The organism is Limimaricola variabilis (assembly GCF_034371605.1).
In the GTDB taxonomy this organism is placed as follows: Bacteria; Pseudomonadota; Alphaproteobacteria; order Rhodobacterales; family Rhodobacteraceae; genus Limimaricola; species Limimaricola variabilis.
Genome location: NZ_CP139692.1, coordinates 126,008 through 143,026, shown reverse-complemented (window position 1 = coordinate 143,026; position 17,019 = coordinate 126,008). Strand labels below are relative to the sequence as shown.

Here is a 17,019-nt window from a genome sequence, read left to right as displayed (position 1 = left end):
AAATCTCCTATGCGATCAGGGGGAGGGGGTCAGAGGGTCTCGTCGCGCAGCTGGTACCAGGGGTAGAGCATGCGCTGGCCGAGCCTGCGGAACGGGGTGAGCGGGCCGTGATGCGGCAGCGCCGAGCCGAAGATCGGCAGCTCCGGCAGCCGCTCTCCGGCGACGAGCTGGGCCATGCGGCGCCCGGCTTGGGCGGAATACATCACGCCGTTGCCGCCATAGCCCATGGCGTAGAAGATGCCGGTGCCCGGCTCGGCCTCGGTGATGCGGGGCATCATGTCGTGGCTGACATCGACCCAGCCCCACCACGAGTAGTCGAGCGCGATGCCGGTCAGGGCCGGGAACTTGCGGTGAAGGCCCTTCTTCAGCAGCTCCAGGTGCTTGGGGTTCTCGGCGTCGCGGCCGGTGATGGCGCTGCGCGAGCCGATCTGCACGCGGCCGTCGGGCAGGTAGCGGTAGTAGTGGCGCAGCGTGCGGGTGTCGGTCAGCGGCGCGCCGGTGCCAAAGCCGCATTCGGCGCGCTCCGCCTCGGTCAGCACCCGGGTGACGATCGAGTTCGACAGGATCGGCATCAGCCGGTGCCGCGTGCAGCGGTCCAGGCCCGGCGGCGTATAGGCGGCGGTGGCGATGGCGACGCGGCGGGCGCGCACCGTGCCGCCCGGCGTGCGCAGGTAGTGGTAGCCGCCCCTGCTGGTCCAGCCCTCGACCGGGCTCGCGGTATGGACCTTCGCGCCGAGGCGGCGGGCGAGGCGGAGATAGGAGAAGGCGAGCTTGGCCGCGTGGATCGAGGTGCCGTCGGGCTCCCACATCGCGCCATGCGCCTCTTGGTCGCGCACGTATGTCTCGTGCAGCTCGGCGCGGCCCATCACCCGCGCGCCGTAGCCGAACACCTCGCGCAGCAGCCGGGCCTCGGCTTCGAGTTTCGGCATGATCTTGGCGCGGTGGGCGATGTAGAAATGGCCACCGGGCTGCGGGTCGCAGTCGATCTCGTCCGAACCGATCAGCGCGTTGAACACGTCGAAGGCCTCGACGATCTCGGCATGCATCGCGCGGGCGGTGTCGGTGCCCCAGCGCTTGATCCACTCCGAGCGCTTTAGCCGCCCGGCCGAGATCTGCGCCTGACCGCCATTGCGGGTGGAGCAGCCCCAGGCGACGGCGTTGGCCTCCAGCACCGCGACCTCGATGCCGTGGTCGCGGGCGAGGTGGATGGCGGTCGACAGCCCCGTATAGCCCGAGCCGATCACCGCCACCTCGACGTCGAAGTCGGCGGTGACGGGGCCGTCATCCTCGGGCGCCGGACCGGCGGTGCCGATCCAGTAGGTGGGGGCATAGTCGCGGCCCCGGCCCGGCCCGGCATCGGTCAGCGGGTCGTAGCGCGGGTCGTAGGCCGCGCGCGGGGCGGGGGCCGCGCGCGGGGCGGGGGCCGGGCTGGGGGCGGGGGTCCGGTCGAGCATGTCCGTCTCCTGTGGATCGGCGGCGAGAGGGGCGGGGGCCGTGATGGGCGGGGCCGTGCTGCGGCGGGGTCAGGCCTTGAAGGGCGGGCGGTTCTTGCGCAGCGCCTGCTTCACCACGAGCTTGCCGCCCTTGATGGTGAACAGGTCGGCGCCCTGCGCCTCGGTGCGCATCCCGGTCGCGTCGGTGCCCGAGAAGGTCCATTCCGAGACGGCGCGGTCGCCCGCGACGAAGTGCGAATGGTGCGCCCAATGCGCGTCGGGCATCGCCTGCCAGACCGCCTCGAAGGCGCGGGCGATGGCGGCGCGGCCCTCGATCCTGGTGCCGTGGGCCTCCGGGCCGGCGACGGTGTAGAACACGCAGTCATCGGCGAAATGGGTCATCACGGCGTCGATGTCGTGCCGGTTGAAGGCGTCGAAGGTGGCGGCGAGATCGGCGGCGGTGAGGCGGGCTTCGGTCAGTAGTTCGGACACAGGTCTTGCTCCTTGTTGGCGGGGATGTGGTCGGGTGCGGCGTCGGCGCGGGGCAGGTGCGGCACGATCAGGGTCGGGATCTGGGCGCGGCGCAGCACGCGCTTGGCGGTGGTGCCGAGGAAGGTCTGGCTCAGCCCGTGATGCTCATGCGCGCCCATGACGATCATGTCGGCGCGCAGCGCCTCGGCGCGCGTCAGGATCGCCTCGGCCGGGTGGCCCTCGATCACCTCGGTGGCGGTAACGAGCTGGCGCGCGGCCGGGTCGCGGGTTTCCATCTCGCTCCAGAAGGCGGCCTGGCGCTCCTCGAGCACCCGGGCGGCCAGCGCGGCGCGCCGCTCGGTCGCGTCGCGCCGCGAGCCTTCGTTGAGGAGGAACATCTCGAGCGTGATGCGGGCGTCGTGCGACAGCGGCTCCTGGACGTGCAGCACGTGGATCCGGGCGCCGCTGGCGCGGGCCAGCTGGGCGGCGTGGCACAGCGCGTGGCAGGACGCGTCCGAGAGCGCCGTGGCGAACAGGATGCGGGTCAGTCGGGGCTGCATGGCGGGCCTCAATATCCGAGCAGGCGGGGGAGCCAGAGCGACAGCTCCGGGACGAAGGCGATGACGAAGATCGCGACGGTGTTGACGGCGGCGAAGGGCAGGGCGCGGATCGAGATCGTCTCGAGCGTCGAGCCGGAGATGCCGGAGGCGATGAACAGGTTCTCGCCCAGTGGCGGGGTCTGGAAGCCGATCCCCAGCGTGCAGATCATCACCACCCCGAAATGGATCGGGTCGATGCCGACCGAGTAGGCGACGGGCAGCATCACCGGCACCAGGATCAGGATCGCCGCGAGGGTCTCCATGAACATGCCGACGAAGAGCAGGAAGACCACGATCAGCGCCCAGATCACGTAAAGGTTCTGGGTCAGCGAGAGCATCCCGTCGGCGATCATCGCCGGGATCTGGTTCTCGACCAGCAGGCGGCCGAACACGGTGGCGGTGAACAGGATCAGCAGCACGCGGCCGGTGAGCCAGGTCGTCGTCTCCAGCGCGCGGTTGAGCGCGGCGAGGTTCAGTTCGCGGTAGATCACGATGCCGACGAAGAGCGTGTAGAAGATCGCGACGATCGCCGCCTCGGTCGGGGTGAAGAAGCCGGTATAGATGCCGCCCAGGATCACCACCGGGGCCATCAGCGCCCAGAAGCCGCGATAGACCTCGCGCCCGATGCCGCCCATCGACCAGCCCTCGGCCGAGCCGGTGTAGCCATGCTTGCGGCACAGCGCCCAGTTCATGAACAAAAGGCTCGCGGCGATCAGGAAGGCCGGCACGAAACCCGCGATGAAGAGCTTGGAGATCGAGACCGACTGGAAGTTGCCGAACTTCTCGATCGCCTCGGGGGGCGCGGCCATGCCGAGCGCCGCGATGCCGAAGATCACCATCGGGATCGAGGGCGGGATGACGATGCCCAAGCCCCCGGCCGAGGCGGTGACGGCGGCCGAGTATCCCTTGTCGTAGCCGCGATTGATCATCGCCGGGATCATCAGCATGCCGACCGCGGCGGTGGTCGCCGGGCCCGAGCCCGAGATCGCGCCGAAGAACAGGCAGGCCATGACCGCGCTGGCCGAGAGGCCGCCGGTGAAGGGGCCGGCGAGGCTTTCGGCGACGTTGATCAGCCGCCGCGAGATGCCCGCCGCCTCCATCAGCGCGCCGGCCAGGATGAAGGCCGGCAGCGCCATCAGCGGGAAGCTTCCCACCGAGGTGAAGGCGATCTGGACCAGCTTGATCGGGTTGTCGCCGAGATAGAGGAAGGAGAGCAGCGACGAGACGCCCAAGGCCACGGTGATCGGCGCGCCGATCAGCAGCAGCAGGCCGAAGCTGCCGAAGAGGATGAGAGCGATCTGGCTTTCCATGGCGCGGTCCTCACGAGCTCGGGGTGGGGGCAGGGGCGAGCGCGGCCGGGTCGATCCGGTCGGGGTCGTGGACCTCGCGGCCGACGACCAGCCGGGTCCAGTTGACCTGCAGGATGCGGATGCTCATCAGCGCAAAGGCGAGCGGCAGGACCATGTAGATCCACTTCATCTCGATCCCGAGCGTCTGGGAGGTCCAGAACTTGTTCATCCGGTTGAAGACGAAATCGACCGCCAGCCAGGTGAAGTAGAGGTTGAAGCCGAGCCAGAAGAGGTCGGCGACGCCCTCGATCCAGGCCCGCCAGCGGGCCGGCAGCAGGTTGAACTGGAAGGTGACGCGGTTATGCGCGCCCATCTTGGCGGCGTGGCTCGCGCCGAAGAAGACGAACCAGACGAACATGTAGATCGACAGCTCCTCGATCCACGAAAACGAGTGGCCGAAGAGCTCGCGCGAGACGATCTGCACGAAGAGCAGGGCGACGAAACCGGCGAGCAGCACGCGGCAGAGATAGCTCTCCACGTTGTTCAGAACGGACCAGATACGGGCCATGACGACCTCCTGTGACGGCGGGGCGGCGAAGCGCGGAATGGCGGGGTGGTTCGGGGGCGCATGCTGGGGGGAGGAGATGCGCCCCCGTGGGAGGCCGGTCCTATTCGACCGGATCGCGTCCGAGCGCCGTCAGCGCCGCGTTGAGCTTCTCGACGCCGCCGATCGAGTCGTAGAATTGCGGCCAGACCGCCTTGGTGGCGAGGTCGATGAACTCCTGCTCGCCATTCGCCGGGTCGTTGATCTGCATGCCGCGCGAGACCAGCTCTTCCTTGATGCTGCTCTCCTGCGCGCGCAGGAACTCCTCGGAGGCCTTGGTCGCGGCCTCGCCCGCTGCCAGGACGGCCTGCTGCTCGTCCTCGGACATGTCCTGGAACACCGCCTCGGAGACGATCAGCGGCTCGATCGAGAAGATGTAGCGCAGGTTGGTGACGTAGCTCTGCACCTCGTCGAACTTCATCGCGTAGACGGTGATGTAGGGGTTGTCCTGACCGTCCACGACCTTCTGCTGGAGCCCTGCAAAGGTCTCGGACCAGGCCATCGGGGTGGGGTTCACGCCCCAGGCCTTGTAGGTGGCGATCATGATCTCGTTGCGCGGCACCCGGATCACCAGACCCTTGAGGTCCTCGACGCTTTCAACCGGGCGGGACGAGTTGGTCAGCACGCGAAAGCCGGAATAGGCCCAGCCGATGATGCGTACCCCGGCGTCGCGGATCGTGTTCTCCACCAGCTCCTGCCCGATCGGGCCCTGGGTCAGCGTCACCGCGTCCTCGAGGCTCAGGATCACGTAAGGCATGGTCAGCGTGCCGACGCTGGGCGAGAACGGGGTGATGTTGTTGATCGCCAGGATCGAGAAATCGAGTGTGCCGATCGCCGCCTCGTTGACGGTGTCCTGCTCGTCGCCGAGCTGACCGTTGAGGAACAGCGTGGCGCTTTGCGCGCCGCCGGTGTTCTCCTCGAGCGCTTCGATGAATGCGCGGCCGAGCGCCTCCTGCGTGCCGCCGGCACCGTCGCCCACGGCGACCTTGAAGTCCTTGGCCTCGGCCCCGGCGGCCAGCAGCACGGATGCGGCGGCGATCGCGGCGGCGCGGCTCAGGCGTTGCGTGATGGTCATGTCGTCCTCCCTGGATGGCGCGGCCTTGCTGCCGCCCGCCGCGACCGGGCCTCCTCAAGCCGGTTGCGACGGGGCCGATCTAGCGCCCGGATGCGTCGCGCTCTTAGGTCCAGTTTTCGATTTGACCCGGTCCAGTTTCGCGACGAAACTCGGGCCATGCCGATCAGCCGGATCCCGCCAGACGTGTTCTTCCTCGACCGCGGCGCGGGCCGGTCGCTGCAGGCCCAGCTGCGCGAGACGGTGGTCGCGCTGCTGCGCACCGGGCAGGCCGCGCCGGGGGCGGTGCTGCCCTCGTCGCGCAAGCTCGCGGCCCATCTGGGCATAGCCCGGATGACCGTGACGCTGGCCTATCAGGAGCTGGTGGCGCAGGGCTTCGTGGAGCCCCTCGACCGGCGCGGCTTCGTGCTCGCCGAGGGCGCGCGCCCCGAGGCGCCGCGCGCCGCGCGGGCGGAGCCGCGCCGCCCCGGCGCGCCGGACTGGGACAGCTTCCTCGACTTTGGGTTGTCGCAGCGCCGCCGCGTGATCAAGCCCGCCGACTGGCGGCGGATGCCCTTTCCCTTCGTCTACGGCCAGATGGACGCGACGCTGTTCGACCATGCGGCCTGGCGCGACTGCGCGCGGCAGGCCAGCGGCGCGCGCGATTTCTTCGATCTCGCCGGCGACCAGGCGGCGGCCGACGACCCGATGCTGGTCAACTACATCCGCTCCACCATGCTGCCCCGGCGCGGCATCAAGGCCGAGACCGAGGAGATCCTGATCACCGTCGGCGCGCAGAACGCGCTGTGGCTGGCGGCCGAGCTGCTGACCCGGCGCCCGCTCAAGGCGGTGGGCGAGAACCCGGGCTATCCCGATACGCTGCAGGCGCTGCGCTGGTGCGGCGCCGAGGTCGAGACGGTCGAGGTCGACGAGCACGGGCTGCCGCCCGACCGCATCCCCGAGGGCACCGGCGCGGTCTTCGTCAGCCCCAGCCACCACGCGCCCACCGGCGCCACCATGCCGGTCCGGCGCCGCCGCCAGCTCTTGCGCGCCGCCGCCGAGCGCGACTTCGTGGTGATCGAGGACGATTATGATTTCGAGATGAGCTTCCTCGAGGCGCCGAGCCCGGCGCTCAAGTCGCTCGATCGCGACGGCCGGGTGATCTATGTCGGCAGCTTTTCCAAGGCGCTGTTTCCGGGGCTCCGGCTCGGCTACCTGGTCGGCCCGGCGCGGCTGGTCGCCGAGGCGCGCGAGCTGCGGGCGCTGATCCTGCGCCACCCGCCCGGCCATCTGCAGCGCACCGCCGCCTATTTCCTGGCGCAGGGGCATTACGACCGGCTGATGCGCGAGCTGCGTCAGGCCTTCGCGCGGCGGCGGACGGAGATGCAGGCGGCGCTGCGCGGCACCGGGCTCAGGGTGGCGGGGGCGGCGCGGTTCGGCGGCTCGAGCGTCTGGGTCGAGGGGCCGCCGGGGCTGTGCTCGATCCGGCTGGCCGAGGCGCTGCTGGCGGAAGGGGTGGTGATCGAGCCAGGCGCGCCCTTCTTTGACGGCAACGGCCGACCCTGCCCGTTCTTCCGGCTCGGCTATTCCTCGATCCCCTCGGAGCGGATCGCCGAAGGGGTGGCGCGGATCGCGGCGACGGTGTCGCGGCTTCGGGCCGAGCTGGTGGCGGCGCGAGGCGACGGCGCAGAGGGCGGCCACTGAGCGCTGCGTGCGCGGGGGGCCGGACGCGCTGCCGCGATGGCACGGGGACCGGCCCTTGACCTTGCAGTTACTGGAACCCTTATCTGACCGGGCGACGAACCGGAATCGGATGAAAGGGTGAGAGATGTCACAGCATCAGCAGGTCGCGCTGACCGTGGAGGGCATGAACTGCGCCTCCTGCGTGGGGCGGGTCGAACGGGGGCTCGCCGCGCTGGACGGCATCTCGGAGGTGTCGGTCAACCTCGCCACCGAGACCGCCCGCTTCAAGGCCGCGGAGCCCGGCCGCGTCGCCGAGGCCGTCGCCACGCTCGCGACGCTCGGCTACCCGGCGCGGGTGGCCACCACCACGCTGGCCATCGAGGGCATGAACTGCGCCTCCTGCGTGGGCCGGGTCGACCGGGCGCTGGCGGCGGTGCCGGGCGTGGTCTCGGTCTCGGTCAACCTCGCGGCGGAAACCGCGACCATCACCCATGCCGAGGGCGCAGTGACGCCCACCGCGCTGGTCGCGGCGAGCGATGCGGCGGGCTACAAGGCGCGACCGGCGGGAGGCGCGTCGAGCGATGACCGCGAGGCGCGCAAGGCGGAAGAGCGCCAGGACCTCGCCCGGCGCACCGCGCTCGCCGCGGCGCTGGCGCTGCCGGTCTTCGTGCTCGAGATGGGTAGCCACCTGCTGCCGGGCTTTCATCACTGGATCGGCGCCACGATCGGCCGCGAGGCGTCGTGGCTGCTGCAATTCGCGCTGACGACGCTCATCCTCGCCGGGCCGGGGCGGGGCTTCTACCTCAAGGGCGTGCCGGCGCTGCTCAAGGGCGCGCCGGACATGAACAGCCTCGTCGCCGTCGGCACCGGCGCGGCCTATCTCTATTCGCTCGTCGCGACCTTCCTGCCGGGGCTGCTGCCCGAGGGGCTGCGCGCCGTTTATTACGAGGCGGCGGCGGTGATTGTGGTGCTGATCCTGCTCGGCCGCTGGCTCGAGGCGCGGGCCAAGGGGCGCACCGGCGCGGCGATCCGCAAGCTCGTCGGGTTGCAGGTGCGTCAGGCGCGGGTGCTGCGCGACGGCGCGACGGTCGATGTCGATATCGACGCGCTCGCGGCAGGGGACCTCGTCGTGGTGCGGCCGGGCGAGCGGATCGCCGTCGATGGCGAGGTGGTCGAGGGCACGAGCCGGGTCGACGAGAGCATGATCACCGGCGAGCCGGCGCCGGTCGAGAAGGGCATCGGCGCCACCGTCACCGGCGGCACGGTCAACGGTGCCGGCGGGCTGACCTTCCGCGCCACCCGGGTCGGCGCCGACACGACGCTGTCGCAGATCATCCGCATGGTCGAGGAGGCGCAGGGCGCCAAGCTGCCGATCCAGGGGCTGGTCGACCGGATCACGCTTTGGTTCGTGCCCGCCGTGATGGCAGTCGCGGCACTTACGGTGCTGGCCTGGCTGCTAATCGGGCCGTCGCCGGCGCTGACCATGGCGCTGGTGGCTGGGGTCTCGGTGCTGATCATCGCCTGCCCCTGCGCGATGGGGCTGGCGACGCCGACCTCGATCATGGTCGGCACCGGCCGTGCCGCCGAGATGGGGGTGCTGTTCCGCAAGGGCGACGCGCTGCAGGCGCTGGCCGGGGTCTCGGTGGTGGCGCTCGACAAGACCGGCACGGTGACCGAAGGGCGGCCCGAGCTGACCGAGCTGGTGCTCGCGCCCGGCCATGAGCGGGCCGAGGTGCTGGCGCGGCTCGCCGCGGTGGAGACCCGCTCCGAGCACCCCGTGGCCGAGGCGATCACCCGCGCGGCCCGCGCCGCGGCAGTGGCGGAGCGCGCGGCCGAGAGCTTCGAGGCGGTGCCCGGCCATGGCGTCGCGGCCCGCGTCGACGGCGCCGAGGTGGCGATAGGCAGCGCCCGCATGATGGCGCGTGCGGGCGTCGATACCGCGGCGCTCGACGCCCAAGCCGCCGATCTGGCGCGGCGCGGCCGGACCGCGCTCTTCGCCGCGATAGACGGCCGTCTGGCCGCGTTGATCGGCGTGTCGGACCCGGTCAAGCCCGCCAGCCGCGCCGCCATCGCCGCGCTGCATGCCAAGGGGCTGCGGGTGGCGATGATCACCGGCGACCGGCGCGAGACGGCGCAGGCGATCGCCGCCGAATGCGGCATCGACCACGTCGTTGCCGAGGTGCTGCCCGAGGGCAAGGTGGCCGCGCTCGACGAGCTGCGCGCCGACGGTGCTCGCATCGCCTTTGTCGGTGACGGCATCAACGACGCCCCGGCGCTGGCCCATGCCGATGTCGGCATCGCGATCGGCACCGGCACCGACGTCGCGATCGAAACCGGCGACGTGGTGCTGATGTCCGGCGATCTGCGCGGCGTGGTCAACGCGGTCGAGCTGTCGCGCCGGACCATGGGCAACATCCGCCAGAACCTGTTCTGGGCCTTTGCCTACAACACCGCGCTGATCCCGGTGGCGGCGGGGGCGCTCTACCCGGCCTTCGGGCTGCTGCTGTCGCCGGTGCTGGCGGCGGGGGCGATGGCGCTGTCCTCGGTCTTCGTGCTGAGCAACGCGCTGCGGCTGCGCCGCATCCGCCCGGCGATGGACGAGGCGGGCGGCATCGCGACGGCGCCCGGCGCGGCCCCCGCGCTGGCCCCGGCGGAATGAGGGCGGCGGCGATGAATATCGGTGATGTCGCCCGCCGCTCGGGCTTGCCCGCCAAGACGATCCGCTACTACGAGGATATCGGCCTCGTGCGGCCGCAGCGTAGCGCCAACGGCTACCGCGCCTTTCGCGAGACCGACCTGCACAAGCTGGCCTTCCTCGGTCGGGCGCGGGCGCTCGGCTTCAGCATCGAGGAGTGCCGGACGCTGCTCGCGCTTTACGAGGATGCGGGCCGCGAGAGCGCTCAGGTTAAGCGTGTTGCGCAGGAGCATCTCGCGCGGATCGACGAGAAGATCGCCCAGCTGGAGGCGATGCGCGGCACGCTGGCCGAGCTGGTGCGCGCCTGCCATGGCGATGCGCGGCCGGACTGCCCGATCATGGCGGATCTGGCCGACCCCGCCCCGCGCCCGGCGCGAGGCTGACACGGGCATCGACCTCGACCCGCGGGGGCGGCGCAGGGCGCGCCGCCCGCCTTTCCGGCGCATCTCAACCGCCGGGCGATCCTGTGTCCGCCGCGCCACTGCGCCGCTTTCGCTGACCGCCGCTGTTTGTTCGGGGCCCGGCCTGCGGTAGGCAATGTGGCAAAGAGCAGAGCGACCCTTGGCCCGGGCAGGCCGCACAGGTGGTCGCGCGTCGCAACCAAGCCACGAACCGGGGCGTCCGTGAATGCACCGGATCGGTGATCGGTCGTCTGGAAACCGAGGGGCCGGTGCGGTAAGGGGCAGCGAACGCCGCCACAGAGCGGTGAGGAGAATGAGGGGCGACGAGCCATGACCACCCGGAAGATCTTCGCGGCGCTGATGCTGGGCTCCGCGCTCGCGCTCACCGGCTGCGGCGTCAGCTACAATGTGCAATCTGTGAGCGAGCAGGCCGCGGGCGCGCAGGTGCAGGTGGTCCCGCTCACCGCGCAGAACATCAAGGCCGCCAACGCCGCGCCCTACACCCCGCGCAGCCTGCCGGCGGTGTTCTACCAGGCCGCGGGCGGCGGCAATCTGCGTGGCGCCGGCGCGCTGCCGATCGCGCCGGACCTGCCGGCGCTCGCGCCGCAGCCGCTCGAGTTGCGGGTGCCGCCGGCCTTCGAGGCGCAGCCCTACGAGATCGGCGTCGGCGACGTGGTGCTGCTGGCCACCAAGGCCAGCCCTTCGACGGTGGAGCAGCTGTCGGGGCTTCTGGCCGCGCAGAACCAGCGGCAGGGCTACACGGTGCGCGACGACGGCGCGATCGCGATTCCGGATATCGGCGAGATCTCGATCGCCGGCATGACCCTCGAGGAGGCCGAGGCGGCGGTGTTCGACGCGCTGGTGCGGCAGGGCATCGACCCCGCCTTCAGCCTCGAAGTGGCCGAATTCAACTCCAAGCGGGTCGCGGTCGGCGGCGCGGTGGCGCAGGCGCGACTGGTGCCGATCACCCTTACCCGGCTCGAGCTCGGCGAGGCGCTGACCGCTGCGGGCGGCGTCACGTTGCGCGACCAGGACTACGCTTCGATCCGGATCTACCGGGACGGCACGCTTTACCAGATCCCGGTGGAGACCTTCTTTGCCCGGCCCGAGCTGCAGAACGTGCCGCTCAAGGCGGGCGACTCGATCTATGTCGACAGCAACTACGACCTCGACCGGGCGCTGCAATTCTACGAGCAGCAGCTCTCGGTGACGCAGCTGCGCAGCTCCTCGCGGCTGCAGGCGCTCAACGAGCTTCAGGCCGAGATCGAGCTGCGCCGTGCCGCGCTGGTCGAGCAGCGTGAGAATTTCGAGGCGCGCGAGGCGCTCGGCGCCGAGGGCCGCGACCATGTCTATCTGGCGGGCGAGGTGAGCGAGCAGAGCCGCTTCCCGCTGCCCTATGCACGGCAGGCCTCGCTGGCGGACGTGCTCTTCGCCAATGGCGGGATCTCCAACACCACGGGCGATCCGACCGAGATCTACGTGCTGCGCGGCACGGGCGAGGGCGACACGGTCACGGCCTGGCATCTCGACGCCGGCAACGCCGCGGCGCTGGCGCTGGCGACCCGCTTCGAGATGCGGCCCAACGACGTTGTCTTCGTCGAGGCCCAGCCGATCACCAAGTGGAACCGCGCGCTGCAGCAGGCGCTGCCGACGCTGATCAGCACCGCGGCGGCGAGCGTTGCGAACTAAGCAGATCCGCCCCGCCGCCCAGGTGGCGGGGCAAGTTTCCCTAAAATTGGACTGGCTCAGCCGGCGCGGCGCAGATCCTCGGGATTGACCATCACCCGGGTCGGCCGGCCGAGCAGTTCGAGCAGCACCCAGATCCTCTGGTCGGGCGCCAGCGCCTCGACTTGGCTGACGAAGCCGGCCAGCGGGCCGGCAGTCAGCTCGACGCTGTCGCCGATCTCGAATTCCTTGGGCGGCAGCAGCATCCCGTCCTCGGAGCAGCGCGCGCGCAGCCCCTCGATCAGCGCCTCGGGCACCCGCTTGGGGCCGCTATCGTCGAGCGCGACCAGCCGGCTCACGCCGCGGGTGTTGTTGACCGCCCGCCAATCGCCGCGCGCCGGGGCGAGCGAGACGAAGAAATAGCCGGGAAACAGCGGCGCGGGCCGCTGCGTCGTGCGGCCGCGCACCACGCGCGTCACCTTGTGCAGCGGGCAGAAGACCGGGAAACCCTGACGTTCGAGATTGCGGGTGGCGAGCTGCAGCCCGTTCGGCTTGAGCTGGGCCACATACCAGTGCTGGTCCATGCGCGATTCCGTTCACCAAGTCCGATCGGGCGCGACCTACAGGAAGTTGTCGCCGCGACCAAGGGGCATGCGGCCTGGCGTTCGGATTGGGCGGGAGGTGGCTGACGGGGGCGGGCGCCGTGACGGTACTGGAACGGTCGCCCCCAGGGGTGCGAAATCCGGCGGGGGGAGTCCGCGATATTTTGACATCGCGGCCCCAAATCCGCATCATCCGGGTTGGCCGGATGACTTGCGTAGCTCCGGCCAACCCCGCGGGCCGGGGTCGTAGAGAAACGCGTGGAGGGCACGAAAACCACGCGAAAGACTACAGGACAGCTCCTATGGGACCGTTTCCACACGACGCACCGAAAGCCAGGATCGACGAGACGAACATCGCGGGAACCGACGGGTTCGAATTCGTCGAGTTCGCTCATCCCGAGCCCGGTGTGCTGGAGGATCTCTTCACCAAGATGGGATATAGCGAGGTCGCCCGTCACAAGACCAAGGACATCTCGCTCTACCGGCAGGGCCGGATCAACTACATCGTCAACCGCGAGCCGGACACCCATGCCGCGCAGTTCGTCAAGGATCACGGGCCCTGCGCCCCGGCCATGGCGTGGCGGGTGGTCGACGCGCAGCACGCGCTGAAATGCGCGCTCGATTACGGCGCCGAGGAATATACCGGCGCGGGCAAGTCGATCGACGCCCCGGCGGTGATCGGCATCGGCGGCTCGCTTCTTTACTTCATCGAGGATTACGACGCCGGCCGGTCGCCCTATGACGCCGATTTCAATTGGCTCGGCGAGCGCGATCCGGAGCCCGAGGGGGCGGGGTTCTATTACCTCGACCACCTGACGCACAACGTCATGCAGGGCAACATGGACACCTGGTACAGCTTCTACGCCACCGCGTTCAACTTCCGGGAAATCCGCTTCTTCGACATCAAGGGCAAGCTCACCGGGCTGACCAGCCGGGCGCTGACCTCGCCCTGCGGCAAGATCCGCATCCCGATCAACGAAAGCGCCGACGACAAGAGCCAGATCGAGGAATACCTGCGCGAATACAAGGGCGAGGGCATCCAGCACATCGCGGTGGGCACCGAGGACATCTATGCCTCGACCGACCAGATCGGCGATGCCGGGATTGCCTTCATGCCGCCGCCGCCGGATCTCTACTACGACAAGAGCTTCGAGAGGGTGACGGGCCACGAGGAGCCGATCGACCGGATGAAACGGCACGGCATCCTGATCGACGGTGAGGGCGTGGTGGATGGCGGCACGACCCGCATCCTGCTGCAGATCTTCTCCAAGACGGTGATCGGCCCGATCTTCTTCGAGTTCATCCAGCGCAAGGGCGATGACGGCTTCGGCGAGGGCAACTTCAAGGCCTTGTTCGAGTCGATCGAGGAGGATCAGATCCAGCGCGGCGTGCTGGCCTCGGAGCAGGAGGCTTGAGCCCGGCCAAGGGAGCCGACGCCTGAGATGTCGTCGGCCTGGAAATCCTATCGCGGCGCGCCCCAGGAGGGCGCCCGCATCTGCCCGCTCTCCGAGATAGCGGAGGGCGGGACCAAATGCCTCGCGCCGGACGGGTTTCCGTTGCTGCTGGTCCGCCGGAACGGTGCGGTGCGCGGCTACGTCAATGCCTGCCCGCATCAATACCTGCCGCTCGACCACAGGGGTGACAGGCTGATCTCAGCGGACGGGACGATATTGCGCTGCACCAACCACGCGGCCGGATTCTCGGCCGAGACCGGCGAAGGGGTCGAAGGACTGGGCCTCGGTGCCTGTCTCGACCCGGTGCCAGTGGCGGTTGAGGACGGCGTCGTGGTGATCCGCAGCGACGCCCCAGCCTGATGCGATCAGCCGCGCGCGGGCAGAAGCCGGCCCGCGCAGGCGCCGAACCCCACCCGGTAGTCCGGACCCTCGGCGTGGCCGCGCAGGGTCAGCTCGTCGCCATCCTCGACGAAGGCGCGGCTGCCGCCGGCGATCTCGATCGGCTCCTTGCCGCCCCAGCTCAGCTCCAGCAGCGAGCCACGATTGTCGCGCTCGGGCCCCGAGATCGTGCCCGATCCCAGCAGGTCGCCGACCCGCATCGGGCAGCCGCTGCTGGCGTGATGGGCGAGCTGCTGCGCGGCGGAATAGTACATCTCGCGGTAATTGGTGCGGCAGATCACGGTCTCCGTGCCGCCCTCGGGGGTCAGCTCGACCGAGAGCGCGATGTCGTAGAGCATCGGCCCCGGCTCCAGCAGGTAGTCGAGCAGCGGCACCTCGCGCGGCGGGGTGTCGATGCGGAACGGCTCCAGCGCGGCGGCGGTGACGATCCAGGGGCTGATCGTAGTCGCCGTGGCCTTGGCCAGGAACGGGCCCAGCGGCTGGTACTCCCAGGCCTGGATGTCGCGCGCCGACCAGTCGTTCAGCAGCACGTAGCCGAAGATGCTGTCGAAGGCCTCGGCCACGGTGATCGGCCCGTCGGAGGGCTGCCCGATGATGGCGCCGATCTCCAGCTCGATGTCGAAGCGCTGCGAGGGGCCGAAGCGGGGCGCGGCCGCCTCCGGCGCCTTGAGCTGGCCGCAGGGCCGCCGCACCGGCGTGCCGGAGACCACCACCGAGGAGGCGCGGCCGTTATAGCCGATCGGCATGTGCAGCCAGTTCGGCGGCAGCGCGTTCTCGGGCCCGCGAAACATCGTGCCGACGTTCCGGGCATGGTGCAGGCTGGCATAGAAATCGGTGTATTCGCGGACCTCGAAGGGCATATGCAGCCGCGCCTCGTCCATCGCGACGAGATGCGGCGCGAGCCGCTCGGCCTCTTCGGCGCCCTCGCGCAGCAGCGCGGTCAGCGTGCGCCGCAGCCGGGCCCATTCGCCGCGGCCCGAGGCCATGAAGGCGTTCCAGCCCCCGGTCAGCAGATCGCCCGAGAAGGCCAGCAGCCCGGCCTGTTCGAGGCCGTGCAGATCGAGAATCCGGTCGCCGATCGCGGTGCCGCAGCGGGGGGCGCCGCCCGTGGTCGAGAACACCCCGTAGGGCAGGTTGTTGAGCGGGAAGTCGCAGCCGGGAGCGTTCGCGCTCTCCACCCAGGAGCGGATCAGGCCAGTGGCGGGGCGCGTCATTTCTCGCCCGGCGTGCCGTCGAACTTCTTTTCGAGCGAGGCCCAGCAGTCGAGATAGTCGTCCTGCAAGGGCGCTTCACGCGCGGCGAACTCGGTCAGGTGCTGCGGAAAGCGGGTCTCGAACATGAAGGACATGGTGTTCTCGAGCTTGCGCGGCGCGAGCTCGGCGTTCGAGGCGCCCTCGAAGGCCTCGCGGTCCGGCCCGTGCGGCAGCATCATGTTGTGCAGGCTCATGCCGCCGGGCACGAAGCCCTGCGGCTTGGCGTCGTACTGGCCGTGAATGTTGCCCATCAGTTCGGACATGACGTTCTTGTGGTACCAGGGCGGGCGGAAGGTGTTCTCGGCCACCATCCAGCGGTCGCGGAACAGCACGAAGTCGATATTGGCGGTGCCCTCGACGCCCGAGGGCGCTGTCAGCACGGTGAAGATCGACGGGTCGGGGTGGTCGAACAGGATCGCGCCGACCGGGCAGTAGGTCCGCAGGTCGTACTTCACCGGCGCGTAGTTGCCGTGCCAGGCCACCACGTCGAGCGGCGAATGCCCGATCTCGCAGCGGTGGAACTGGCCGCACCATTTCACGGTGACGGTGGACGGCGTCTCGCGGTCCTCGAAGGCGGCCACCGGCGTCTTGAAGTCGCGCCGGTTGGCCATGCAGTTGGCGCCGATCGGCCCGCGCCCGGGCAGGTCGAACTTCTGGCCGTAATTCTCGCACACGAAGCCGCGCGCCGGCCCCTCCAGCAGCTCCACCCGGTAGACCAGCCCGCGCGGCAGGATCGCGATCTCCTGCGGTTCGAGGTCGATCACGCCAAGCTCGGTGCAGAACCGCAGCCGCCCCTCCTGCGGCACCACCAGAAGCTCGCTGTCGGCGGAGTAGAAATAGGCGTCCTGCATGCTCTGGGTGACGAGGTAGATATGGCTCGCCATGCCGGTCTGGGTGTTGACGTCGCCCGCCGTCGTCATGGTGCGCATGCCGGTGAGCCAGTCGAGCGGCGCGTCGGCATGCGGCACTGGGTCCCAGCGATACTGGCCAAGCGAGGTGACGTCGGGCAGCACATGCGGCGCCGTTTTCCAGTAGGGCAGATCGATGCGCGCGAAGCGGCCGGTATGCTTCACCGACGGCCGGATGCGGTAGCACCATGTCCGCTCGTTGTGGTGGCTGGGCGCGGTGAATGCGGTGCCCGAGAGCTGTTCGCCATAGAGGCCGTAATTGACCTTCTGCGGGCTGTTCATGCCCTGCGGCAGCGCGCCGGGCAGCGCCTCGGTTTCGAAGTCGTTGCCGAAGCCGGGCATGTAGCCCGCATGCGGGCCGTCGGGCGAGGGGGCCTGTCGCATGTCACGCGGCATATCCTGTCGGGGCATCGCGCCCTCCGTGAAGGGTCGTTGTTCGTGCAACGACGATAGGAGCGCCCCGGCCGCGCTGTCAACGACGTTGCGCGTGCAACGATTTCGTGCTGTCCTGC

General features: G+C 69.9%; 15 protein-coding genes. 6 read left to right on the top strand and 9 right to left on the bottom strand.

What is annotated here, in order from left to right:
- Nucleotides 1-29: 29 nt before the first annotated feature.
- From T8T21_RS16455 to T8T21_RS16430, 6 genes are all read right to left on the bottom strand, one after another.
- Nucleotides 30-1,454, bottom strand: coding sequence for an NAD(P)/FAD-dependent oxidoreductase (locus tag T8T21_RS16455; protein WP_322337767.1), 1,425 nt, complete (start codon nucleotides 1,452-1,454; stop codon nucleotides 30-32).
- 69 nt (nucleotides 1,455-1,523) lie between these two features.
- Nucleotides 1,524-1,925, bottom strand: coding sequence for a nuclear transport factor 2 family protein (locus T8T21_RS16450; protein WP_407660144.1), 402 nt, complete (start codon nucleotides 1,923-1,925; stop codon nucleotides 1,524-1,526).
- Nucleotides 1,910-2,464 carry a universal stress protein gene (locus tag T8T21_RS16445; RefSeq protein WP_322337766.1) on the bottom strand — a complete coding sequence of 185 codons (555 nt, stop codon included), beginning with the start codon at nucleotides 2,462-2,464 and terminating at the stop codon, nucleotides 1,910-1,912. The genes T8T21_RS16450 and T8T21_RS16445 overlap by 16 nt, the downstream gene beginning before the upstream one ends.
- Before the next feature lie 8 nt (nucleotides 2,465-2,472).
- On the bottom strand, nucleotides 2,473-3,813 hold the full coding sequence (locus tag T8T21_RS16440; protein WP_322337765.1) for a TRAP transporter large permease: 1,341 nt from the start codon (nucleotides 3,811-3,813) through the stop codon (nucleotides 2,473-2,475).
- A gap of 10 nt (nucleotides 3,814-3,823) precedes the next feature.
- Nucleotides 3,824-4,360 (bottom strand): TRAP transporter small permease, encoded by a 537-nt coding sequence (locus T8T21_RS16435; protein ID WP_322337764.1) that lies wholly within the window; start codon nucleotides 4,358-4,360, stop codon nucleotides 3,824-3,826.
- A 100-nt stretch (nucleotides 4,361-4,460) separates the two neighbouring features.
- Complete coding sequence (locus tag T8T21_RS16430) at nucleotides 4,461-5,471, bottom strand: TRAP transporter substrate-binding protein (RefSeq protein ID WP_322337763.1); 1,011 nt, start codon at nucleotides 5,469-5,471, stop codon at nucleotides 4,461-4,463.
- A 156-nt stretch (nucleotides 5,472-5,627) separates the two neighbouring features.
- Between T8T21_RS16430 and pdxR the strand changes: the two genes are divergently transcribed.
- The 4 genes from pdxR to T8T21_RS16410 all read left to right on the top strand — a co-directional run bounded on the left by pdxR (nucleotide 5,628) and on the right by T8T21_RS16410 (nucleotide 11,915).
- Nucleotides 5,628-7,151, top strand: coding sequence for a MocR-like pyridoxine biosynthesis transcription factor PdxR (gene pdxR, locus T8T21_RS16425; protein WP_322337762.1), 1,524 nt, complete (start codon nucleotides 5,628-5,630; stop codon nucleotides 7,149-7,151).
- Nucleotides 7,152-7,275: 124 nt separating this feature from the next.
- Nucleotides 7,276-9,789: a heavy metal translocating P-type ATPase gene (locus tag T8T21_RS16420; protein ID WP_322337761.1), complete on the top strand. Its 2,514-nt coding sequence runs from the start codon at nucleotides 7,276-7,278 to the stop codon at nucleotides 9,787-9,789.
- An 11-nt stretch (nucleotides 9,790-9,800) separates the two neighbouring features.
- Nucleotides 9,801-10,208 carry a Cu(I)-responsive transcriptional regulator gene (gene cueR / locus T8T21_RS16415; protein WP_322337760.1) on the top strand — a complete coding sequence of 136 codons (408 nt, stop codon included), beginning with the start codon at nucleotides 9,801-9,803 and terminating at the stop codon, nucleotides 10,206-10,208.
- Nucleotides 10,209-10,556: 348 nt separating this feature from the next.
- The gene (locus tag T8T21_RS16410; protein WP_322337759.1) at nucleotides 10,557-11,915 is read left to right on the top strand and encodes a polysaccharide biosynthesis/export family protein; all 1,359 of its coding nucleotides are present in this window, start codon (nucleotides 10,557-10,559) and stop codon (nucleotides 11,913-11,915) included.
- Between the two features lie 56 nt (nucleotides 11,916-11,971).
- On the opposite strand, the gene nusG is transcribed toward T8T21_RS16410, so the two are convergent.
- Nucleotides 11,972-12,475, bottom strand: coding sequence for a transcription termination/antitermination protein NusG (gene nusG / locus T8T21_RS16405; protein WP_322337758.1), 504 nt, complete (start codon nucleotides 12,473-12,475; stop codon nucleotides 11,972-11,974).
- 320 nt (nucleotides 12,476-12,795) lie between these two features.
- Here nusG and hppD point away from each other — a divergent pair, with 320 nt between their 5' ends.
- Both hppD and T8T21_RS16395 read left to right on the top strand, forming a co-directional pair.
- A complete protein-coding gene (hppD, locus tag T8T21_RS16400; RefSeq protein WP_322337757.1) occupies nucleotides 12,796-13,908 on the top strand; it encodes a 4-hydroxyphenylpyruvate dioxygenase in 1,113 nt (370 codons plus the stop codon).
- A gap of 27 nt (nucleotides 13,909-13,935) precedes the next feature.
- Nucleotides 13,936-14,307 carry a Rieske (2Fe-2S) protein gene (locus T8T21_RS16395; protein WP_322337756.1) on the top strand — a complete coding sequence of 124 codons (372 nt, stop codon included), beginning with the start codon at nucleotides 13,936-13,938 and terminating at the stop codon, nucleotides 14,305-14,307.
- Between the two features lie 5 nt (nucleotides 14,308-14,312).
- Here T8T21_RS16395 and fahA read toward each other — a convergent pair whose 3' ends face one another.
- Entirely contained in the window at nucleotides 14,313-15,560 is a 1,248-nt protein-coding gene (gene fahA, locus T8T21_RS16390) for a fumarylacetoacetase (protein WP_322337755.1), read from the bottom strand.
- Nucleotides 15,557-16,918 (bottom strand): homogentisate 1,2-dioxygenase, encoded by a 1,362-nt coding sequence (hmgA, locus tag T8T21_RS16385; RefSeq protein WP_322337754.1) that lies wholly within the window; start codon nucleotides 16,916-16,918, stop codon nucleotides 15,557-15,559. The genes fahA and hmgA overlap by 4 nt, the downstream gene beginning before the upstream one ends.
- Nucleotides 16,919-17,019 lie beyond the last annotated feature (101 nt).